The organism is Mycobacterium sp. IS-1264 (assembly GCF_001954195.1).
GTDB lineage: Bacteria > Actinomycetota > Actinomycetes > Mycobacteriales > Mycobacteriaceae > Mycobacterium.
In genome coordinates this window covers 52,884-74,878 of record NZ_MBES01000002.1, presented here as the reverse complement: position 1 = coordinate 74,878, position 21,995 = coordinate 52,884, and the positions used below count along the sequence as shown (strand labels likewise).

At 67.3% G+C, this 21,995-nt stretch carries 19 protein-coding genes and 1 pseudogene; 12 read left to right on the top strand and 8 right to left on the bottom strand.

Annotated elements, in window-relative coordinates:
- Positions 1 to 68: 68 nt before the first annotated feature.
- The 3 genes from A5744_RS00350 to A5744_RS00340 form a co-directional block, all read right to left on the bottom strand.
- Positions 69 to 842, bottom strand: a complete 774-nt coding sequence (locus A5744_RS00350) for an STAS domain-containing protein (protein WP_139331175.1) — start codon at positions 840 to 842, stop codon at positions 69 to 71.
- A gap of 349 nt (positions 843 to 1,191) precedes the next feature.
- Positions 1,192 to 2,433 (bottom strand): DUF4873 domain-containing protein, encoded by a 1,242-nt coding sequence (locus A5744_RS00345; RefSeq protein ID WP_240562918.1) that lies wholly within the window; start codon positions 2,431 to 2,433, stop codon positions 1,192 to 1,194.
- A complete protein-coding gene (locus tag A5744_RS00340; protein ID WP_076057613.1) occupies positions 2,430 to 3,335 on the bottom strand; it encodes a diiron oxygenase in 906 nt (301 codons plus the stop codon). The genes A5744_RS00345 and A5744_RS00340 overlap by 4 nt, the downstream gene beginning before the upstream one ends.
- A 97-nt stretch (positions 3,336 to 3,432) precedes the next feature.
- Between A5744_RS00340 and cobF the strand changes: the two genes are divergently transcribed.
- The 4 genes and pseudogenes from cobF to A5744_RS00325 all read left to right on the top strand — a co-directional run bounded on the left by cobF (position 3,433) and on the right by A5744_RS00325 (position 5,843).
- Positions 3,433 to 4,185 (top strand): precorrin-6A synthase (deacetylating), encoded by a 753-nt coding sequence (cobF, locus tag A5744_RS00335; RefSeq protein WP_076057612.1) that lies wholly within the window; start codon positions 3,433 to 3,435, stop codon positions 4,183 to 4,185.
- Between the two features lie 3 nt (positions 4,186 to 4,188).
- A pseudogene (locus tag A5744_RS24845) lies at positions 4,189 to 4,434 on the top strand (DNA-formamidopyrimidine glycosylase family protein); the annotation flags it as partial.
- A gap of 150 nt (positions 4,435 to 4,584) precedes the next feature.
- Positions 4,585 to 5,052 carry a zinc finger domain-containing protein gene (locus A5744_RS24840; RefSeq protein WP_240562919.1) on the top strand — a complete coding sequence of 156 codons (468 nt, stop codon included), beginning with the start codon at positions 4,585 to 4,587 and terminating at the stop codon, positions 5,050 to 5,052.
- A gap of 41 nt (positions 5,053 to 5,093) precedes the next feature.
- The gene (locus A5744_RS00325) at positions 5,094 to 5,843 is read left to right on the top strand and encodes an SDR family oxidoreductase (RefSeq protein ID WP_076057610.1); all 750 of its coding nucleotides are present in this window, start codon (positions 5,094 to 5,096) and stop codon (positions 5,841 to 5,843) included.
- Between the two features lie 75 nt (positions 5,844 to 5,918).
- Here the strand turns inward: A5744_RS00325 and pgi are convergent, their stop codons facing one another.
- Complete coding sequence (pgi, locus tag A5744_RS00320) at positions 5,919 to 7,583, bottom strand: glucose-6-phosphate isomerase (protein ID WP_076057609.1); 1,665 nt, start codon at positions 7,581 to 7,583, stop codon at positions 5,919 to 5,921.
- A 54-nt stretch (positions 7,584 to 7,637) separates the two neighbouring features.
- The gene (locus A5744_RS00315; protein ID WP_076057608.1) at positions 7,638 to 7,955 is read right to left on the bottom strand and encodes a chorismate mutase; all 318 of its coding nucleotides are present in this window, start codon (positions 7,953 to 7,955) and stop codon (positions 7,638 to 7,640) included.
- 316 nt (positions 7,956 to 8,271) lie between these two features.
- Here A5744_RS00315 and pcrA point away from each other — a divergent pair, with 316 nt between their 5' ends.
- Positions 8,272 to 10,605: a DNA helicase PcrA gene (gene pcrA, locus A5744_RS00310; protein WP_076057607.1), complete on the top strand. Its 2,334-nt coding sequence runs from the start codon at positions 8,272 to 8,274 to the stop codon at positions 10,603 to 10,605.
- A 30-nt stretch (positions 10,606 to 10,635) separates the two neighbouring features.
- Here the strand turns inward: pcrA and A5744_RS00305 are convergent, their stop codons facing one another.
- Together A5744_RS00305 and A5744_RS00300 are read right to left on the bottom strand one after the other, a co-directional pair.
- Positions 10,636 to 11,214: a hypothetical protein gene (locus A5744_RS00305; RefSeq protein WP_076057606.1), complete on the bottom strand. Its 579-nt coding sequence runs from the start codon at positions 11,212 to 11,214 to the stop codon at positions 10,636 to 10,638.
- A gap of 1 nt (position 11,215) precedes the next feature.
- Positions 11,216 to 12,259 (bottom strand): M23 family metallopeptidase, encoded by a 1,044-nt coding sequence (locus tag A5744_RS00300; RefSeq protein ID WP_083679158.1) that lies wholly within the window; start codon positions 12,257 to 12,259, stop codon positions 11,216 to 11,218.
- A gap of 330 nt (positions 12,260 to 12,589) precedes the next feature.
- Here A5744_RS00300 and sucC point away from each other — a divergent pair, with 330 nt between their 5' ends.
- Genes sucC through A5744_RS00285 form a run of 3 tightly spaced genes read left to right on the top strand, consistent with a single transcriptional unit; the run spans position 12,590 to position 16,216 of the window.
- Positions 12,590 to 13,753: an ADP-forming succinate--CoA ligase subunit beta gene (sucC, locus tag A5744_RS00295; protein ID WP_076057605.1), complete on the top strand. Its 1,164-nt coding sequence runs from the start codon at positions 12,590 to 12,592 to the stop codon at positions 13,751 to 13,753.
- Between the two features lie 16 nt (positions 13,754 to 13,769).
- Complete coding sequence (sucD, locus tag A5744_RS00290; protein WP_076057604.1) at positions 13,770 to 14,672, top strand: succinate--CoA ligase subunit alpha; 903 nt, start codon at positions 13,770 to 13,772, stop codon at positions 14,670 to 14,672.
- Positions 14,673 to 14,686: 14 nt separating this feature from the next.
- Entirely contained in the window at positions 14,687 to 16,216 is a 1,530-nt protein-coding gene (locus A5744_RS00285) for an acetyl-CoA acetyltransferase (RefSeq protein WP_076057603.1), read from the top strand.
- 99 nt (positions 16,217 to 16,315) lie between these two features.
- On the opposite strand, the gene A5744_RS00280 is transcribed toward A5744_RS00285, so the two are convergent.
- Entirely contained in the window at positions 16,316 to 17,164 is an 849-nt protein-coding gene (locus tag A5744_RS00280; protein ID WP_076057602.1) for an LLM class F420-dependent oxidoreductase, read from the bottom strand.
- Positions 17,165 to 17,409: 245 nt separating this feature from the next.
- Here A5744_RS00280 and A5744_RS00275 point away from each other — a divergent pair, with 245 nt between their 5' ends.
- The 4 genes from A5744_RS00275 to purH all read left to right on the top strand — a co-directional run bounded on the left by A5744_RS00275 (position 17,410) and on the right by purH (position 21,983).
- Complete coding sequence (locus tag A5744_RS00275; protein ID WP_076057601.1) at positions 17,410 to 18,279, top strand: DUF5336 domain-containing protein; 870 nt, start codon at positions 17,410 to 17,412, stop codon at positions 18,277 to 18,279.
- Between the two features lie 48 nt (positions 18,280 to 18,327).
- The gene (locus A5744_RS00270; protein ID WP_076057600.1) at positions 18,328 to 19,677 is read left to right on the top strand and encodes a DUF6350 family protein; all 1,350 of its coding nucleotides are present in this window, start codon (positions 18,328 to 18,330) and stop codon (positions 19,675 to 19,677) included.
- A 99-nt stretch (positions 19,678 to 19,776) separates the two neighbouring features.
- Positions 19,777 to 20,406 carry a phosphoribosylglycinamide formyltransferase gene (purN, locus tag A5744_RS00265; RefSeq protein WP_076057599.1) on the top strand — a complete coding sequence of 210 codons (630 nt, stop codon included), beginning with the start codon at positions 19,777 to 19,779 and terminating at the stop codon, positions 20,404 to 20,406.
- Entirely contained in the window at positions 20,403 to 21,983 is a 1,581-nt protein-coding gene (purH, locus tag A5744_RS00260) for a bifunctional phosphoribosylaminoimidazolecarboxamide formyltransferase/IMP cyclohydrolase (protein ID WP_076057598.1), read from the top strand. Before purN ends, purH begins: the two co-directional genes overlap by 4 nt.
- The last annotated feature ends 12 nt before the right edge of the window (positions 21,984 to 21,995 follow it).

The window sequence follows — 21,995 nt, the reverse complement described above, 5'->3', positions numbered from 1 at the left end:
ACACGACACTAGAACGTGTTCTAGTTCTACCCGCGCTCGGGTCCGCGGACAAGGCGCGACGAGGCCGCCTAGAGCTGGTTTTCGGGGCCGATGACCGCCCACACCGTCTTGCCGGTCGAGGTGGGCGTGCTGCCCCACGCGCGCGACAACGCGTCGACGATGGCCAGGCCCGACACGTCGATTCCCTGGTCCGGCGACGGCAGCCGCAGGGCCGGCGTGGTGCTGTCGTCGGACACCGCGATGGTCGCCGTCGCGCCGTCGGTCTCGATCCGCATCAGCGGGACGCTGCCGGTGTGTTCCAGCACGTTCTCGACGAACACGTTGACTACCACCAACGCGACCGGGATGAGCTTGGATTGTGACCACGCGGTGAGCCACTCCCGGACCAGCCGGCGCGATTCGCGCAGGCTGGTCAGGTTCGCGGGTAGCTCGGCATCGGCGCGCCGGAGCGGGAGACGGGTGAGCCGATCGAGCGCTTTCCTTGCCGCCTTCTCGGTCGGGTACACCGGCATGAAGGACGCGACCCCGCTGCGGGTGACCGCTTCGCGCGTCGCGCGATCCGCGCACACCAGCACGACGGGGACCTCGGGCTGGGCCTCGAGCTGCCAGCGCGCGCCGATGAAGGCCGACAGGGCCGAGTCCTCGGGCACCCGAAGTGCGGTGATGTCGACGACCACGGCGGACGGCTCGTCGAGCGTGGCCTTTGTGATGCTGTCGCGCAGCGGCGCGGAGTTGCCGGCGTCGAGTACGCCTTCGACGGTCAACACGGCCAGCGACTTCTCCGTTCGGGCCGCAACCGTCAGCGCGTTCGGAGGCTCAGCTACCGCACTCACCGCAGCCACTCCTTTCCACGCCCGGGTCTATTTTCACCGACTGTGATCCGTGAGCAAGTCAGGTGCGAACGGGTGTGTCCCGATCGCGCTCGGGTTCCCTGCGTTCTTGGTGTGGTTGGGCAAACATCCGTCCCAGCCCAGGGCAAGGCAGCGGGATGCGCGAGTGGGATCCGCCCCCAGACCCCACCCGTGCGAAGCATCGCCTGCCACCACGCCAAACATTCTCTTTTTCCCCGCCGCCTGCCGCAGCACGGTCCCCCGCGGAGCCGCCTATCGAGGCGGCCAAACCCCCCGTACGGGTCAGTTCAGACTTTGCGGTTTACCCACGCGTAAAAGCTCGTAAACCCGACGATCGCAGCTAGTGCGGGTACGGCGGAGCGCCAACCCCGGCGACCGAGTGAGTGCCCCACGGTGTCCGTTCGACGATGCGAGCGGCCGCGCTGCGTTCGCCCACCGTCACCGTCACGCTTCGCGCCTTGAGCGCCTCGACCGGCAGGGGTTGCGCCGGGGAACTGAAAACCGTCCCCCGCCAGTGATAATGGCCGTCGATCGGGTCCAGGTGGCCGGTCAGGTGGACGCGGACCGGATGGCTGGTGCCGGCGATCGTCAGCGTCGCCGCGCCGTCGTAGGTCTCGTCGTCGCCGGCGCCCGCTGACAGGTCGAATGCCGACATCACCGGGAAAGGCGGCGGGGGCGCGAGATGGACGCGCTCGTTGAACACCTGCTGGCTGCTGCGAAGCACTTCGATGCGGGTGCTGGCGGAGTGCTTCATGAGCCGTACGCACTCGGCGACGTAGCGCGCCTGCGAGGCGGCATCGGGGCCGGCGACGAAGAAGTAGTTCGGGAAGCCGTGGACGGCGACTCCTTGGAAGGGCTCCATGCCGGCGACCCAGGCCTGCCGGATGGTCAACCCGCCCGTGCCGACCAGCGCCGTGATGGTGTTCTGATCGGGGACCGCGAAACCGGTGCCGTAGATGATGGCGTCGGCGCGGTGTTCGGCACCGTCGGTCGTCCGGATGCCCGACGCGGTGATGGCGGCGACCGCCGATTTCACCAGCGCGGGCCTGGCACGGCGACGTAACCACCGCTTGACTCGCGCTGTCGGCCACGGCATCCCGTCGACAATCCGGCGCGGCGGGTGTGCGAAAACGGTGACCGAGGCCGCCGTTGCGATCAACTCCCCGATGCGGTGACCCGCGGTGGCGTCGGTGCCGATGACCGCGACGCGCTTGCCGCGGGGATCGAACCCGGAATCCCATTGCGCCACATGAAAAGACGTTCCCCGGAATTCGTCGCGCCCGGCGAACTCGGGTATCCACGGGACGTATCCCGGTTCGTGGGCCGCGATGGCGATGCCGCCGTGAAAGATCTCGCCGCAGGTTGTTCGCAACTCCCACGTGTGGGTGTCGTCGTCGAACAGCGAACCGACGACTTCGCGACCGGAAAGCAGCAGGCCGTCCAGGGCCGCAGGCCAGTCATGCGGTGTGTCCGGTGCACAGTCGAGCATCACGATGTCGGTGATTCCCGCCGCCAGCAGTTCCGTTGCGGCGCACCGGCCGCGAACTCCGGCGCCGACGATGACGACGCGCGTTCGGCTCACAGAAATCTGGTGCGCTTCCAGGCGCGGCGCGCGATCGGTCCCATCAGGCCAACCTCGGTCAAAAACGCCGCGAGCGGAGCGAATCCGGCGACCTGCATTTCGTAGCGGTGCGGGCTGCTGCGTGCGGTCGCGCGCGCACGTTTGGCATCCAGGCCCGCCCGCGCATACGGAACCGGGTTGCTGAACAGGTATCGGAAGAAGTAGCCGCCGAGCCCGTTGATGTTGGCCATGAACAACTTGTTGATCCGGGGCATCTCCCGTACCCGTTTGCGTGCGCCGTCGCGCGCGAACTGGATATGCCGGGCCTCTTCGGTGACGTGAATTCGCATGAGCCGCTGGATGATCGGCTGCAGCTCCGGGTCGTCCATCATCCGCCGCTGCAGCGAGTCGAAGATTTCCTCCCCGATGAGCGCGGCCACCCACAGCATCGAGCCACGCTGGAATGCCAGCGGCAATGCGTTGATGACGATCCGGTGCACCCATCGCGGGCGCACCGGCCTGGCGCCGACGCGTTCGATGGCCTTGCCGAACATGACCATGTGACGGGTCTCGTCGCCCAGCTCCGTCAGCTTGTAGTGCGTGGACCGGCTGGTCGGGTCCTCGTGCAGGATGGTGCGCAGCAGCGCCTGGTTGAGCATGTTCTCGAACCAGATGCCGGCGGACAACGTGTTGACCAGTTCCTGGCGCGACAGCTCGATTTGTTGTTCGCGGGTCATTTCGTCCCACATCGGCGTGCCGTACAGCGACACCAGCCGAGGCGGCAGATAGAACTTGTCCGGGTCCAGCGGGGCATCCCAGTCGATGTCGACGACGGGCTCGTAGGACTTTTTGACGGAGCCCTTCAGCAGACGATCGGAGAACTCTTCCCGACTTGGCCCGGCTGGCTTCACCGCTGAGGTCATGCTGATCCCTTCGTTGGGTTTTCAGACGGTACCCATGGTACCGGGTACTCACGGTCTCGACTAGGCCCTTCGGGTTTCGATTCGGTTGACTGGCAGCGTGGGTCGGCATCTTCACGTGATCGGCATCGGCGTCGGAAACCCGGACTACCTGACCAATCAGGCGATCGAGGCGCTCAACGACACGCAGGTGTTCTTCGCGATGGACAAGGGCGAAGCGAAAAGCGACCTGGTGGCGCTGCGGCGGCTGATCTGCACGCGGTTCATCCGCGAGCCGGGCTATCGCTTCGTCGAGTTGGTCGATCCCAAGCGCTCGAGCGACGCCGACTACCGGGACGCGGTGTCCGAGTGGCACGCGGCGCGCACCCGGATCTGGGCGACGGCAATCCGCACCGAGCTGGGGCCCGACGACGTCGGGGCCTTCCTGGCCTGGGGGGATCCGTCGCTGTATGACAGCACGCTGCGCATCCTCGGCGCGGTCGCGGCCGAGGTGGACTTCACCTTCGACGTCATTCCGGGAATCACGGCGGTGCAGGCGCTGACGGCCCGGCACCGCATCCCGCTCAACGACGTCGGCGAACCGGTTCTGATCACCACGGGCAGGCAGCTGCGCGCGCACGGTTTGTCCGGCTCGGCGGTGGTGATGCTGGACGCCGAGTGCTCGTTTCTGCAATGCCCGCCGGACACCGCCATCTGGTGGGGCGCCTACCTGGGCACCGGGGACGAACTGCTGGTCGCCGGCACGGTCGGTGAAGTCGGGGCGCGCATCGCGGAGGTGCGAGCCGAAGCCCGCGCGCGGCACGGCTGGATCATGGACACCTATTTGCTGAGGGCCTGCGGCTGGCAGACTTGACGCGTGCCCGAACTTCCCGAGGTCGAAGCGTTAGCGGACCATCTGCGCCGCCATGCGGTCGGTTTAACGGTGGGCCGCGTCGATGTCGCGGCGTTGTCGGTGTTGAAAACCTTTGACCCGCCGACGAGCGCGCTGCACGGCCGGGCCGTTACCGGGGCCGGGCGATGGGGCAAATACCTGGGCCTGCAGGTCGACGAGTTGTTCTTGATCACCCACCTGTCGCGTGCGGGGTGGCTGCGGTGGTCCGACAAGCTGGCCGCGGCGCCGTTGCGACCGGGCAAGGGGGCGATCGCGCTGCGTGTCCACCTCGGCGACCCCGGTGCCGCGCCGGGTTTCGACCTCACCGAGGCCGGGACCCAGAAGCGACTGGCCGTGTGGCTGGTCGACGATCCGCGGCAGGTGCCGGGCATCGCCGCGCTCGGCCCGGACGCGCTCGAGCTGGGCGCCGACGACCTGGCCGGGGTGTTGGCCGGCAACACCGGCCGGATCAAAACCGTCATCACCGACCAAAAGGTGATTGCCGGTATCGGCAACGCCTACAGCGACGAAATCCTGCATGTCGCCAAGATTTCGCCGTTCGCCACGGCCGGGAAGCTCACGAGCGAGCAGCTCACCGCGTTACACGACGCGATGGTGTCGGTTCTGACCGACGCGGTGGCCCGGTCCGTCGGCCAGGGGGCGGCCACCCTCAAAGGGGAGAAGCGTTCCGGATTGCGGGTGCACGCGCGAACGGGGTTGCCGTGTCCGGTGTGTGGCGACACCGTGCGCGAAGTGTCGTTCGCGGACAAGTCTTTTCAGTACTGCCCGACCTGCCAGACGGGCGGCAAGGTGCTGGCGGACCGGCGCTTGTCACGGCTGCTCAAGTAGTCGCCCGACTGCGAGCCGATCCCCCTCGATATGCTGCCCGAGTGACTCGCCAGAAGATTCTCATCACCGGCGCCAGCTCCGGCCTGGGCGCCGGGATGGCGCGTTCCTTCGCGGCCAAGGGGCGTGACCTGGCCCTGTGCGCCCGGCGCACCGACAGGCTTGACGAGCTGAAAGGCGAACTGGCCCAACAGTATCCAGGCATCAAGATCGCGGTCGCCGAGTTGGACGTCAACGACCACGAACAGGTGCCCAAGGTATTCGCCGAACTCAGCGACGAACTCGGCGGCATCGACCGCATCATCGTCAACGCCGGCATCGGCAAGGGCGCCAAGCTCGGGTCGGGCAAGCTGTGGGCGAACAAAGCGACCATCGAGACCAACCTGGTCGCCGCGCTGGTGCAGATCGAGACTGCGCTGGAGATGTTCGCCAAGAGCGGATCGGGGCATTTGGTTCTCATCTCCTCGGTGCTGGGCAACAAGGGCGTGCCCGGCGTCAAAGCCGCCTACTGCGCAAGCAAAGCCGGGCTGACCTCGCTGGGCGAATCGCTGCGCGCCGAGTACGCCAAAGGGCCCATCAAGGTGACGGCGATCGAGCCCGGCTACATCGAATCGGAGATGACGGCCAAGTCGGCCAGCACAATGCTGATGGTGGACAACGAAACTGGCGTCAAGGCACTGGTCGACGCCATCGAGCGCGAGCCCGGCCGGGCCGTCGTGCCGCGGTGGCCGTGGGCGCCGCTGGTGCAACTCATCCGGGTGCTGCCGCCCCCACTGACCAAGCGATTCGCCTAAAGCCCGTCGAGTGTGAATCTGACGACGGTTTCACGGCGTGTCGCGTCGTGAGATTCACACTCGCGCGAACGATTCTCAGCTGGTCCGGCCCCGTTCCGTGCGGTAGCGGCGGACGAGCGCGTCGGTCGAGCTGTCCGACTGCGGCTCAGGGGAACCATCGCCGGTGATCACCGGAAGCAGCGCCTTCGCCTGCGTCTTGCCCAGCTCCACGCCCCATTGGTCGAACGAGTCGATTCCCCAGATCACGCCCTCGGTGAACACCTGATGCTCGTAAAGCGCGATCAGCTGACCGAGCACCGACGGCGTGAGCCGGTCCGCCAGGATCGAGGTCGACGGGCGATTGCCGGGCATGACCTTGTGCGGCACGACGTCGGCGGGTGTGCCTTCGGCGGCGATTTCTTCCGCGGTCTTGCCGAACGCCAGCACCTGGGTCTGGGCGAAGAAGTTGCTCATCAACAGGTCGTGCATGCTGCCGGTGCCTTCGACGGTGGGTAGGTCGTCGAGCGGCTGGCTGAAGCCGATGAAGTCGGCCGGTACCAGTCGAGTGCCCTGATGCAGCAGTTGATAGAAGGCGTGCTGGCCGTTGGTTCCCGGTTCGCCCCAATAGATTTCGCCGGTGTCGGTGGTGACGGGCGTGCCGTCGGCGCGCGTCGACTTGCCGTTGGATTCCATGGTGAGCTGTTGCAGATAGGCCGCGAAACGCGCCAGGTCGTTGGAATACGGCAGCACAGCACGCGATTGCGCGCCCATGAAGTTGGAGTACCACAAACCGATGAGGCCGAGCAGCGCGGGAGCGTTGGCCTCCAGCGGCGCGGTCTTGAAATGCCGGTCGACGATGTGGAATCCGGACAGAAAATCAGCGAAAGCTTGCCGGCCGATGGTGGCCATCAGCGACAGGCCGATCGCCGAATCGACCGAATAGCGGCCACCGACCCAGTCCCAGAACCCGAACATGTTGTCGGTGTTGATGCCGAAGTCGTCGACCAAGCGCTTGTTGGTGGAGACGGCCACGAAATGCTTTGCCACCGCGGCGTCGCCGAGTGCGCCCGTCAGCCAGCGGCGGGCCGCGGTCGCATTGGTCAGCGTCTCCAGTGTCGAGAACGTCTTGGAGGCGACGATGAAAAGCGTTGTGGCAGGGTCTAAATCGGCCAATTTCGCGATCAGGTCCGCGGGATCGACGTTGGACACGAAGCGCGCCGAAATACCGGCATCAACGTAGTGGCGCAACGCCTGATACACCATTACCGGGCCCAGGTCCGACCCCCCGATGCCGATGTTGACGACCGTCGTGATCCGTTTCCCGGTGGCCCCGGTCCATTCGCCGCTGCGCAGCCGATCGGTGAAGTCGCCCATGGCATCCAGCACGGAGTGCACGTCCTCGACGACGTTTTGGCCATCCACCACCAGCTCGGCGTCGCGGGGCAGCCGCAGCGCGGTGTGCAATACCGCGCGATCCTCCGAGGTGTTGATGTGTGCACCGGAAAACATCTGGTCGCGATGCTCCTCGAGGCCGGCCGCGCGGGCCAGATCGAGCAGCAGCCGCAGCGTTTCCCGGGTGATGCGGTGCTTGCTGTAGTCGATGTAGAGGTCGCCCACCGCGACGGTGAGGTCGCGGCCGCGATCGGGATCTTCGGCGAAGAACTGGCGAAGATGCGTCTGTCCGATTTGATCGTGATGCCTGCGCAGGGCTTCCCACGCCGGGCTGGCGGTGATGTCGGGGATCGTTCGCAGGGAGGTCATGGCTCGACCCTAATGCGGCGTTGGGGCACCAGCCAGGTCCCGCGTGTCCGGCCGCTAGTGGCCGAGCCGGCCCCTGCCCAGTCGCAGCAACAGCATTGCCAGATCCTTGCCGTCCGGACCGAGCTCGCTGTACCGCTCGATGACCTTCATCTCGCGGCTGTGCACCAGCCGGGTGCCGCCGGACGCCATCCGGACCTTGCCAATCGCCTGTGATACTTCGGCTCGTCGCTTCACCGCGGCGAGGATCTCGGCGTCCAACCGGTCGATCTCTTCGCGCAACGCGTCGATGTCGGCGGGTTGTTCCGTTTCGAGCATTTCCATGTTCATCTCTGCAAACTCCGCATTCTCGTGATGTGGGGGTTCTGGTCTCATCCGGTATCAGGCCTCACACAAGAGACGAGCCCCGAATCCGGAAGCGGACCACGGGGCTCTGCGACGGCAGCTAGACCACGGGCACCGCTAGCGGGTACCCATAGAAAAATCGACGACGCGCGTTGAGCACGAGACCGAGTCTAGCCAATCAGGGGCGGATCCGTTGCAAAAACGCATGTAACAGCCGTCCGCAACCCCTCAAGACGCGGCAAGGCGCCCCCCGGGACACGCCCGGCTGCGGCCCGGCGAAAAAGATCGCCCGGACGTGCCGGACCGGCCGGTTCGCGTCGGCGGTCAGCGGTAAGTTTGGACAGACATGAGTGTGCACGCGACCGATACCAAGCCCGCCCCCGAAGCGGACCGTCTGCTCGACGACCTCAACCCACAACAGCGCCAAGCGGTGGTGCACCAAGGCGCACCGCTGCTGATCGTCGCCGGTGCGGGTTCGGGCAAGACTGCGGTATTGACGCGGCGCATCGCGTACCTGATCGCCGCACGCGGCGTCGGGGTGGGCCAGGTCCTGGCCATCACGTTCACCAACAAGGCGGCCGCCGAAATGCGCGAACGCGTGGTGCGGCTGGTCGGCAACCGGGCGCGCGCGATGTGGGTGTCGACGTTTCACTCGACGTGCGTTCGCATCCTGCGCAATCAGGCGTCCCTGATCAAAGGCCTCAATTCCAACTTCTCGATCTACGACGCCGACGATTCCCGGCGCCTACTGCAGATGATCGGCCGCGACATGGGGCTCGACATCAAGAGGTATTCGCCGCGGCTGCTGGCCAACGCCATCTCCAACCTGAAGAACGAATTGATCGACCCCGATCAGGCGCTGGCGAACCTGTCGGACGAATCCGATGACCTGGCCCGCACCGTCGCATCCGTCTACGCCGAGTATCAGCGCCGCCTGCGCACGGCCAACGCGCTCGACTTCGACGATCTGATCGGGGAGACGGTGGCGGTGTTGCAGACCTTCCCGGAGATCGCGCAGTACTACCGGCGCCGGTTCCGCCATGTGCTGGTCGACGAATACCAGGACACCAACCATGCGCAGTACGTGCTGGTTCGGGAGCTGGTCGGTCGCGGGGGTCCGCCGGATTCGCCCGATGACGTGCCGCCCGCGGAACTGTGCGTGGTCGGCGACGCCGATCAGTCGATCTACGCGTTCCGCGGCGCCACGATCCGCAACATCGAGGACTTCGAACGCGACTACCCCGATGCGAAAACCATTCTGCTGGAACAGAATTACCGCTCGACGCAGAACATTCTGTCGGCGGCCAACTCGGTGATCGCCCGCAACTCCGGGCGCCGGGAGAAGCGGTTGTGGACCGACGCCGGGGAAGGCGAGCTGATCGTCGGCTACGTCGCCGACAACGAACACGACGAGGCCAGGTTCGTCGCCGAAGAAATCGACGCACTCGCCGAGCGCGGCGAGATCACCTACAACGACGTCGCCGTCTTCTACCGCACCAACAACTCGTCGCGGTCGCTGGAAGAGGTGTTCATCCGCGCCGGGATTCCATACAAAGTCGTTGGGGGAGTGCGCTTTTACGAGCGCAAGGAGATCCGCGACATCGTGGCCTACCTGCGGGTGCTGGACAATCCCGGCGACGCAGTCAGCATGCGGCGCATCCTCAACACCCCGCGCCGGGGCATCGGAGATCGCGCCGAGGCGTGCGTGGCCGTGTATGCCGAGAACACCGGGGCAAGCTTCGCCGATGCGCTCGTCGCCGCGGCCGAGGGTAGGGTGCCGATGCTCAATACCCGTGCCGAGAAGGCGATCTCGGGATTCGTCGAGATGCTGGACGACTTGCGGGGCCGCCTTGACGACGACCTCGGCGATCTGGTCGAGTTGGTGCTGGAGCGCACCGGATACCGCAGGGAGCTGGAATCCTCGAGCGATCCGCAGGAACTGGCCCGGCTGGACAACCTGAACGAACTGGTAAGCGTCGCACACGAATTCAGCATCGATCAGGCCAATGCCGCCGCGCTCGACGAGTCTCTGCAGACCGAGGACGAAGACGTGCCGGACACCGGTGTGCTGGCGGCGTTCCTGGAAAGGGTGTCGCTGGTCTCCGACAGCGACGAGATCCCCGAAGAGGGCGCCGGCATGGTCACGATGATGACGCTGCATACCGCGAAGGGTCTGGAATTCCCGGTGGTGTTCGTCACCGGTTGGGAGGACGGGATGTTCCCGCACATGCGGGCGCTCGACGATCCAACGGAGCTCTCCGAGGAGCGGCGGCTGGCCTACGTCGGCATCACCCGGGCCCGCCAGCGGCTGTACGTGAGCCGGGCCATCGTCCGGTCCTCGTGGGGACAGCCCATGCTCAATCCGGAGTCCCGGTTCCTTCGCGAGATCCCGCAGGAGCTCATCGACTGGCGGCGCAGCGCGCCCACATCGTCGTTCAGCGCTCCGGTCAGCGGGGCCGGCCGGTTCGGTGCACCGCGCGCGGCGCCGACTCGCTCGGGGGCGGGCAAACGGCCGCTGCTGGTGCTGCAGCCCGGTGACCGGGTTACCCACGACAAGTACGGGCTGGGCCGGGTCGAGGAGGTCTCCGGCGTCGGCGAATCGGCCATGTCGCTGATCGATTTCGGCAGCTCAGGACGGGTGAAGCTGATGCACAACCACGCGCCGGTCAGCAAACTCTGACCGCGCCGCGCGCGGGCCGGCGCGGGGACGTTAGTCCTCGAGCCAGCGCTTCGTCCGCGGGTGCATCACCAAAACCGCGCTGGCGATCGGCAGCAGCGGGAGCGCGTGCACGATCCACGCGACGCGCGCGCCCGCGATGAACACGCCGCCGTAGGTCAGCACCGCGACCACCGCGCCGGCCACGATGAGATAGCGCCCCAAGGACCGGCCCTGCAGCAGCACGATCACGCCTGCGATGGTCGTCGACGCGAACACCAGGGCGAGAAACGCGACCGCGATGCAGAACAACCGGTCGGTCTTCCACCAGCCGGCGATCAAATCAGTGGCCACCACCGACGTGGCCCAGCCGCTGACGATGGCGACGGCGCAGCCTGCGGCCGCCGTCCGGCCGCTGGGCTCGCCGGCCTGCGGGCCGAGGCCGCCGCGCGGGCCGGCAGGGGCGGCACCCCGGTAAGGCGGTTGTGGCGGAATCTGGGTGGTCGGCGACTCCGGGACGGTCGGAATCGGTCCCGTGGGTGCGCGCCGGATGATGCGGGTGCGTGATTCGGAGGGTGGCTCCGGTGGTTCGGACAGGTGCGCGGCGGGAGGCGGGTCGTTCGGCGCGGTCACCTCATCCAGCGTAGTTGCCGACGAAGATGCCCCGCTTGGCCAGCCACGGCACCGGGTCGATCCGCTCGCTGCCGCCCTGCAGCACCTCGAAATGCAGATGCGGCCCGGTGGAATTGCCGCGATTGCCCATGGTGGCGATCTGGTCACCGGCCATCACGCGCTCTCCGGCGCTCACGGTCGTGGTGTTGACGTGGCCGTAGAGCGTGACGGTGCCGTCGGCATGGCGCACCTTGACCAGCGCCCCGTAGCCGGCGGCCGGCCCGGCCTCGATGACCACGCCGTCGGATACCGCATAGATCGGAGTCCCAATCGAATTGGCGAGGTCGATGCCGGCGTGCAGAACCCCCCAGCGGTAGCCGAAGTTCGACGTGAATATCCCGTGCGTGGGCATGACGTAGAGCGGCTGCTGCAGTCGGGCCTCGCGCTGCGCGCGATCGTTGGCGTACGCGACACCGTGGGCCAGTTCCGCGTTGTGCACGACGGTGTTCGCCGCCGGCTGGACCGCGATCACCTGGGCGCCGCGGGTGGCGTTGCTGCTCGACCCGCCGGTGAGGGCCGACGCGTTGGCGGTGAGCACGGCGTCGGTCTTGGGGACTTCGGCGTGGCTGGTCGCGGTATGGGCCGCCGCGGCCGCCGCGCCGGCCGCCATCGCCGAGATCAGCAGCCGGCCCTTGGCCGCGCTCGTCGGCTCTTTGCGGTGCTGCCCGCCGCGGCGAACCACGGAGATGATGTCGGTGATGTCCGACTGATAGGGGCGAGGCACGTCTGCGTCGGGCTGGAATCGCACCGAGACCGGCACCGCGGCGGGAGCGGCAAGCAGGAGCGGGGCCAGGTCGTCCACGTCGTGCAGGTCGTCCAGCTCGGGGGCCAGCAGAACCTGGGCCGCGTTGTCGAACGTCGAGTCGTTGCTGAAGTCGAGGTCGTGCAGTTCGCCGCAATCGTCAGCGAATTCGAGGCTGTCGAAGTCGAACCCGTCGAGCGGAAGGATCTCGGTGACTTCGTTGCCGTGCGGCTCTGTCCAATGGGCTCCCGCTGCACGACTCACTCTCACCACGCCGGATGTTTCGGCAGCAGAACGAGTCAAACGGTGCTGGGACAAGCTGGAATGTCCTCGTATCGTGACCATAACGTTATCTGGACCTAAGGAAGGTATCGGTTTACGGACGGGGCTTGCAACCTCGGGCGAAATTCCGGACGGATATTGTGATCCGCATCACGTTTCGGGCTTCGCGCTGTCTCGTGAGCTGTGCCACATCGGTGGGATGCGGCGATGGCAACCGTTCGACGGGTGGATACAGTTCGTCCGTGCGTGTTGCCGGATGCGGCGCCGCCTACGTACAGGACTTGCAGTAAGCCGAGCGAAGACAGTGAGCCCATGGACCTTTTCGAGTATCAAGCCAAAGAATTATTCGCCAAGCACAACGTACCGAGTACACCCGGCCGGGTGACGGACACCGCCGAGGGCGCTCAGGCCATCGCCGAGGAGATCGGCGCGCCGGTGATGGTCAAAGCGCAGGTCAAGATCGGCGGCCGGGGCAAGGCCGGTGGCGTCAAGTACGCAGCGACACCCCAAGACGCCTACGAACACGCCAAGAACATCCTCGGCCTGGACATCAAGGGCCACGTCGTCAAGAAGCTGTTGGTCGCCGAGGCCAGTGACATCGCCGAGGAGTACTACATCTCTTTCTTGCTCGACCGCGCCAACCGCACCTACCTGGCAATGTGCTCGGTCGAGGGCGGCATGGAGATCGAAGAAGTCGCCGCCACCAAGCCCGACCGGCTGGCCAAGGTCCCGGTCGACGCCGTCAAGGGCGTGGACCTGGCCACCGCGCGTTCCATCGCCGAACAGGGCCACCTGCCGGCCGAGGTGCTCGACGCCGCCGCGGTCACCATCTCCAAGCTGTGGGAGCTCTTCGTCGGTGAGGACGCCACGCTGGTCGAGGTGAACCCGTTGGTGCGCACCCCCGACGACCGGATTCTGGCGCTGGACGGCAAGGTCACCCTGGACGCCAACGCCGACTTCCGGCAGCCCGGCCACGTCGAGTTCGAGGACCGCGACGCGACCGACCCGCTGGAGCTCAAGGCCAAGGAGCATGACCTCAACTACGTCAAGCTCGACGGCGAGGTCGGCATCATCGGCAACGGCGCGGGCCTGGTGATGTCGACCCTCGACGTGGTCGCCTATGCCGGGGAAAAGCACGGCGGGGTCAAGCCGGCCAACTTCCTGGACATCGGCGGCGGCGCGTCGGCCGAGGTGATGGCCGCGGGCCTGGACGTGGTGCTGGGCGACAAGCAGGTCAAGAGCGTGTTCGTCAACGTGTTCGGCGGCATCACGGCCTGCGACGCCGTGGCGACCGGGATCGTGAAGGCCCTGGAAATCCTGGGCGCCGAGGCCAACAAGCCCCTGGTGGTTCGGTTGGACGGCAACAACGTCGACGAAGGCAGGCGCATCCTTGCCGAGGCCAACCACCCGCTCGTGACGCTGGTGCCGACGATGGACGAGGCCGCCGACAAGGCCGCCGAGCTGGCGAGCGCCTGAAAGGAAGCATGACCCCATGGCTATATTTCTGACCGCCGAAAACAAGGTCGTCGTCCAGGGCATCACCGGCGCCGAGGCCACCAAGCACACCGCGCGCATGCTCAAGGCCGGCACGCACATCGTCGGCGGAGTCAACGCCCGCAAGGCCGGAACCACGGTCGCGCACAAAGACGTCAACGACAAGCCCGTCGAACTGCCGGTGTTCGGCAGCGTGGTCGAGGCCATCGAGAAGACCGGCGCCGACGTCTCGATCGTGTTCGTCCCACCGGTGTACGCCAAGGACGCCATCATCGAGGCCATCGACGCCGAGATCCCGCTGCTGGTGGTCATCACCGAGGGAATCCCGGTGCAGGACAGCGCATATGCGTGGGCTTACAACCAGCACAAGGGAAGCAAGACCCGCATCATCGGCCCGAACTGTCCCGGTATCATCACCCCGGGCCAGGCGCTGGTGGGCATCACCCCCGCCAACATCACCGGGCCGGGTCCCGTCGGGCTGGTATCCAAGTCCGGCACGCTGACCTACCAAATGATGTACGAGCTACGCGATTTCGGCTTCTCCACGTCCATCGGGATCGGCGGTGACCCGGTCATCGGCACCACCCACATCGACGCGATCGAGGCGTTCGAAAAGGATCCCGACACCAAGGTCATCGTGATGATCGGTGAGATCGGCGGTGACGCCGAGGAGCGCGCGGCCGACTACATCAAGGCGCACGTGTCCAAGCCGGTCGTCGGCTACGTCGCGGGATTCACTGCGCCAGAAGGCAAGACGATGGGCCACGCGGGCGCGATCGTGTCCGGCTCCTCGGGCACCGCGGCCGCCAAGAAAGAAGCCTTGGAGGCGGCCGGGGTCAAGGTCGGCAAGACCCCATCGGAAACGGCCGCGCTCGCCCGGGAGATTCTGCAGAGCCTGTAGCGACAGGTTCGCACGTGACACTGGATCCGCGGACGCCCGTCGTCGTCGGAGTCGGGCAGTCGGCGGAACGCATCGACGACGCCTACTACCGCGCGATGTCGGGCGTGGAATTGGCCGCCGCGGCGGCGCGCGCCGCGCTGGACGACTGCGGCGCTGACGTCGCCAAGGTGGCGGCGACGATCGACACCGTCGCCGGCGTAAGGCAATTCGAGATTTCCGGGCCGGCCCAACCGGTGCTGGGCAAGTCGAACAACTATCCGCGCTCGGTGGCCAACCGGATCGGTGCGGACCCCGCCCGCGCCATCCTCGAGGTTGTCGGGGGTCAGGGCCCGCAGCACCTGATCACCGAGCTGGCCGGCGAGATCGCTTGTGGTCGTTCGGAAGTCGCGCTGATCTTTGGCTCCGATGCCACTTCGACCACGCGCTATTTCGCCGGGGCCGACAACCGCCCGGACTTCTCCGAGACCGTCGACGGCTCGCTCGAGGACCGGGGCTACGGCCTGGACCGACTCGTCACGCGCTACACGGTGATCCATGGCCTGGTCGACGCGCCGACGCAGTATGCGTTGCTGGAGAATGCCCGTCGCGCCGAAACCGGGCTGGGCCCAACGGAATACCTGCGTCGGATGGGTGAGCTGTTCGCGCCGTTCACCAAGGTCGCCGCGGGCAATCCGTTTGCCGCCGCGCCGGTGGAACGCACCGTCGACGAGCTGATCACCGTGACCGAGAGCAACCGGATGATCTCGGATCCGTACCCGCGGTTGCTGGTCGCTCGCGATCAGGTCAACCAGGGCGCGGCCGCACTGGTGATGTCGGTCGAGTCCGCGCGGCGGCTGGGAGTGCCGGAGGAGAACTGGGTTTACCTGCACGGCCACGCCGACCTGGAGGAACAGCCGCTGCTGGAACGCCCGGACCTGGGGCATGCGCAGTCGGCCGTCATGGCGGTGCGCGAGGCACTGGACGTGGCCGGCATCGGTCTCGACGACGTCGCCACCTTCGACCTGTACAGCTGCTTTCCGGTTCCGGTGTTCAACGTTTGCGACGGCATGGGCCTCGCGCCCGACGATCCACGCGGACTGACCCTGACAGGTGGGCTGCCGTTTTTCGGCGGTGCCGGCAACAATTATTCGATGCACGGTGTCGCCGAGACGGTTGCCCGAATGCGAAGCGCGCCAGGGCAATTCGGCCTCGTCGGCGCCAACGGCGGCATCTTGAGCAAGTACTCGGTCGGCGTCTACTCCACCACCCCGACGGGATGGAAGCCGGATCGCAGCGCCGCGCTGCAGGCGCAGATCGGCAGTTCGCCGACGGTGGCGGTGGCCGAGGCGGCCGACGGCGCGGCCACCATCGAGACCTACACCGTGCGGCGCGATTCCGGCCGGCTGACTGGAATCATCGTCGGGCGGCTGGACGCCGACGGCACCCGATTCCTGTCGACCACCGAGGACCCCGAATTGATCGCGCTGCTGACCGACGGCGACCCGTTGGGGAGTCCCGTTCGGGTGCGCTCCTTCGACTACGGCAACCGCTGCACGCCGGGCTGACCTCTTCCCAACGAGCAGTCCCCCGCAAGCGGGAGGTACCCCCAGCAGAATCGCATTCCCCGACGAGGCTTGGTGCGATTCTGCGTCTGCTCGCGGTTTCTAGACGAGAGCGGCGAGCTTGCCGGCCAATCGCTCGACGTAGGCGGCGATTTCGTCGTCGGGCCGGTCCGGGAGGCCGAACAGCACCTCGGTCACCCCGAGCTCGGCCCAGTGGGCCAGCTTCTCGGGCACCGGCTTGAAGTCCAGCGCGACGATCTGCGGGGCGCCGTCGCGGCCGGCGGCCGCCCAGGTGTCCTGCAAAAGCTTCACCGGCTCGTCGATGTCGAAGTCGCGCGGGGTGGTGATCCATCCGTCGGCGCTACGAGCGATCCACTTGAAGTTCTTCTCGTTGCCAGCGGCGCCCACCAGCACCGGAATGTGGGCCTGCACCGGCTTGGGCCAGGCCCAGCTGGGACCGAACTTGACGAATTCTCCGTCGTACGCGGCTTCCTCTTCCGTCCACAGGGCGCGCATCGCTTCGATGTATTCGCGCAGCATGGTGCGGCGGCGCCCGGGTGGCACGTTGTGGTCGGCGAGTTCGTCGGTGTTCCAGCCGAAACCGACGCCGAGGCTGACCCGGCCGCCGGACAGATGGTCCAGGGTGGCGATGCTTTTCGCCAGCGTGATCGGGTCGTGTTCGACGGGCAGCGCCACCGCCGTGGACAACCGCACCCGCGAGGTGACCGCGCACGCCGCGCCCAAGCTGACCCATGGGTCTAGCGTGCGCATGTACCGATCGTCCGGCAGCGACGCGTCACCGGTCGTCGGGTGCGCCGCCTCGCGCTTGATGGGGATATGGGTGTGTTCTGGCACGTAGAACGTCTGAAAGCCATGGTCGTCGGCGAGCTTGGCGGCCGCCGCCGGAGTGATGCCACGGTCGCTGGTAAAAAGCACAAGGCCGTAATCCATGCACAGAATTAGAACGTGTTCTACCTACCGTGGGCAAGCGGCGGTGAATCGGCGCTGCTCGCGCCGACGGCCGGTGGCATCGGCACCGGCACCGGAATGTGCGCTAGCGTGGTTGATCGATCGCGTCGCACCGCAAGCGCAGCAAGTCCCGGCGACTATGGATCCGCGCGCGCGAGCACAGCGTCGCACTGCAACGGTGGCGTGGCGCCGCTGAAGCAAAGGCACTGCAAGCAACAGGAGGAGCCATGACCTACTCGCCCGGTAGTCCCGGATACCCACCTACGCAACCCGGGGGCTCCTACCCAGGCGCCACACCGTCGTTCGCCAAGGACGAAACCGGTGAAAGCAACCTTCCGCTTTACCTGAACATCGCGGTGGTGGTGCTCGGCCTGGGGGTGTACCTGCTGAACTTCGGGCCGACCTTCACGCTCGGCGCCGACCTCGGGCCGGGCGCCGGCGGACGCGCCGGTGACGCGGGCACCGCGGTCCTCGTCGCCGTGCTGGCCGCGTTGCTCGCCGGGCTGAGCCTGCTGCCCAAGGCAAAGAGCTACGCGGGCGTCGTCGCTGTAATCGCTTCACTGGGCGCACTACTCGCGATCTCGGAGACGATCAACACGCCGGCCGGTTTCGCGATCGGCTGGGCGATGTGGCCCCTGGTGGCATGCAGCGTGTTCCAGGCGATCGCGGCCGTCGTGGTCATCCTTTTGGATGCGGGTGTCATCACCCCGCCGGCCCCGCGGCCCAAATACGACCCCTACGCGCAGTACGGCCAGTACGGGCAATACGGGTACGGCGCTCAGCAGCCCGGCGGGTACTACGGTCAGCAGGGCGCCCAGCAGCACGTTGCGCCGCAGTCGCACAACCCGCAGGCTTCCCCCTATGGATCGCAGTACGGCGGTTATCAGCCGAGCCAGGCTCCGACCCAGAGCGCGGTCCCGACGAACCCGCCGAGCGGCGGATTCGGCGCCCAGCCGCAGGGGTCGTCCACGCCGCCCACCGGCTTCCCGAGCTTCAGCCCGCCACCCGGCGCGCCGAACCAGGCAGGCGACCAGCAGCCTTCCGGCCAGGGCCAGGAGCAGTCGCCCTCATCACCGGCTGGACCGGCGCCGAGCTAACCGCGCGCCTACGCGCCTAGTCGGGCACGTTCGCCAAGAGTGACAGGAGTGGAGGACAACCGGGCGGCGGGCGCTCGTCAAGCGCGTGACCTCGTCAGGGTCGCGTTCGGCCCGGCCGTGGTGGCGTTGGTCATCATCGCCGCGGTCGTGCTGCTGCAGCTCCTGATCGCCAACAGCGACATGACCGGAGCGCTGGGCGCCATCGCCAGCATGTGGCTCGGTGTGCACCAGGTGCCTATCTCCATCGGCGGCCGCGAACTGGGCGTCATGCCGCTGCTGCCGGTCATATTGATGGTGTGGGCCACAGCGCGCAGCACCGCGCGGGCCACCGCCCCGTCCTCGTCGTGGCTCGTCGTCCGCTGGGTTGTCGCGTCGGCGCTGGGCGGGCCGTTGCTGATGGCGGCGATCGCGCTGGCGGTGATTCACGACGCGTCGTCGGTGATCACGGAGTTGCAGACACCAAGCGCCCTGCGCGCTTTCGCCAGCGTGCTGGTGGTGCACACCATCGGTGCCGCGATCGGTGTGTCGTCCCGGGTGGGCCGACGGGCGCTGAGCGCTTCTCCGCTGCCCAACTGGTTGGCGGATTCGGCGCGTGCCGCGGCGGCGGGCGTGTTGGCGTTGGTCGGGCTGTCCGGCATGGTGACGGCCGGGTCGCTGGTCGTGCATTGGGCGACGATGCAAGAGCTCTACGGGATCACCGATTCGATCTGGGGTCAGTTCAATCTCACCGTGTTGTCGGTGTTGTATGCACCCAACGTCATCGTCGGCACCGCGGCGGTCGCGGTCGGTTCCAGCGCGCATCTTGGCTTCGCGACGTTCAGTTCGTTCACGGTGTTCGGCGGCGACATCCCCGCGCTGCCGGTGCTGGCCGCCGCACCCACGCCGCCCCTCGGGCCGGTCTGGGTCGCGCTGCTCATCATCGGCGCGGCGTCGGGGGTAGCGGTCGGGCAACAATGCGCGCGGCGTCCGCTCCCACCGGTTCCGGCGATGGCCAAGCTGCTGGTCGCGTCCGTCGCCGGGGCGCTGGCCATGTCCTTGGTCGCGTACGGCGGGAGCGGACGGCTGGGCAACTTCGGCGATGTCGGCGTCGACCAGGGCGCCCTGGTCATCGGTGTGTTTTTCTGGTTCGCGGTCGTCGGCGGGGTCACCGTGGTGATGGCAGGGGGGATCCGGCGTCGGCCCAGGCGGCCCAGGCGACCCGAACCCGTCCGCGCGGCCGATGAACCCGCGGACTTCGCCGGCGTTTTCGCCGAGTCGGAAGTCGACGAGGCGGACGACGAGGAGGCGGATGTCGCGGAGCCGGACGTCGACGAGCCGGAAGCCGCGCAGCCGGACGCCGCGCAGCCGGACGCCGATGAGCAGCTCCCGCCGCCCGCCCAGGGCGACCGCGAAGAGTAGGCGCCGCTCCTCGAATGTGACGGTGGCGTCACGCTCGGCGTCGAACGTGACGGTGGCGTCACGCTCGGCGGCGGGGTCGAAGACAGTAGGCTCGCCGGTGTGCAGCAACCGCTCCACGTGCCCCCGAGCGCACCGGCTCGGCTCGTGGTGCTCGCATCGGGGACCGGTTCGCTTCTGAACTCGCTACTCGCCGCCGCGGTCGGCGACTATCCGGCTCGGGTGGTCGCCGTCGGTGCCGATCGCGACTGCCTGGCGCTGGAGATCGCTCAGGCGGCGTCCGTGCCGACGTTCACCGTCCGGCTCGGCGATCACTCAGACCGCGACGCCTGGGACGCCGCCATCACCGAGGCCGCCGCGGCGCACGCGCCGGATCTGATCGTGTCCGCCGGATTCATGAAACTACTTGGACCACAGTTTCTTTCGCGGTACCTCGGTCGCATACTCAATACCCATCCGGCGCTGCTGCCGGCGTTTCCCGGGGCGCACGCGGTACCCGAAGCGCTGGCCTATGGCGTACGGGTCACAGGCTGTACGGTGCACCTGGTGGACGCCGGCACCGACACCGGGCCGATATTGGCGCAGCAATCAGTTCCGGTGCTGGACGGCGACACCGAAGAGACACTGCACGAACGCATCAAGGTCACCGAACGGCAGCTGCTGGTGGATGTGGTGGCCGCGATCGCGACGCGCGGCGTGACCTGGATCGGACGAAAGGCGACCCTGGGATGAGCACAGCAAGCACCGATGAGTCAAGAAGGCCGATTCGCCGCGCGCTGATCAGCGTCTACGACAAGACCGGGTTGGCCGACCTGGCCCGGGGGCTGAGTGCGGCCGGCGTCGAAATCGTCTCGACCGGATCAACGGCCAAAACCATTGCCGGCGAAGGCATTCCGGTGACACCCGTCGAGGAACTGACTGGCTTCCCGGAGGTGCTCGACGGCCGGGTCAAGACGCTGCACCCACGGGTGCACGCCGGCCTGCTGGCCGACTTGCGCAAACCCGAACACGCCGCGGCGCTCGAGCAGCTGGGGATCGCGGCCTTCGAACTGGTGGTCGTCAACCTCTATCCGTTCAGCCAGACCGTCGACTCCGGTGCCGGCATCGATGAATGCGTCGAGCAGATCGACATCGGCGGGCCGTCGATGGTCCGGGCGGCCGCGAAAAACCATCCCAGCGTGGCCGTTGTCACCGACCCACTCGGATACGACGGGGTGCTCGCCGCGGTGCGCAATGGCGGATTCAGCCTCGCCGAGCGCAAAAAGCTGGCGTCGCTGGCGTTTCAGCACACCGCGGAGTACGACATCGCCGTCGCGAGCTGGATGGAGTCGACGCTGGCGCCCGAACATCCACCGACGGCGTTTCCCGAATGGTTCGCTCGCGGCTGGCGCCGTTCGGCGATGCTGCGCTACGGCGAGAACCCCCACCAACAGGCCGCGCTCTACAGCGACCCCGGCGCCTGGCCGGGCCTGGCGCAGGCGGAGCAGCTGCACGGAAAAGAGATGTCCTACAACAACTTCACCGACGCCGACGCGGCGTGGCGGGCGGCCTTCGACCACGAACAGACGTGTGTGGCAATCATCAAGCACGCCAACCCATGTGGGATCGCCATCTCGTCGGTGTCGGTCGCGGATGCGCATCGCAAGGCGCACGAGTGCGATCCGCTGAGCGCCTTCGGGGGAGTCATCGCGTCGAACTCCGAAGTCACCGTCGAGATGGCGGAATACGTGAGCACCATCTTCACCGAGGTGATCGTCGCGCCCGCGTATGCGCCGGGCGCCCTGGACGTGCTGACACGAAAGAAGAACATCCGGGTGCTGGTGGCCTCCGAGCCGCTGACCGGCGGGACCGAGCTGCGGCCCGTCAGCGGGGGGCTGCTGATGCAGCAGCGCGACGAGCTGGATGCACACGGTGACAATCCCGCGAACTGGACTTTGGCGACCGGCTCACCGGCCGGCCCGGAGACGTTGACCGACTTGGTCTTTGCGTGGCGCACCTGCCGCGCGGTCAAGTCAAACGCGATCGTGATCGCGGCGGACGGCGCCACCATCGGCGTCGGGATGGGTCAGGTAAACCGGGTCGACGCCGCGCGGCTGGCTGTTGCCCGCGGCGGCGACCGGGTCCGGGGCGCGGTCGCGGCGTCCGACGCCTTCTTTCCGTTCCCCGACGGGCTCGAGACGCTGGCCGCCGCCGGGGTCAAGGCGATAGTGCATCCGGGGGGATCGGTGCGCGACGACGAGGTGACCGAGGCCGCCGCCAAGGCCGGCGTCACCGTGTACCTCACCGGCGCGCGCCACTTCGCTCACTGAACGCCCGCACTG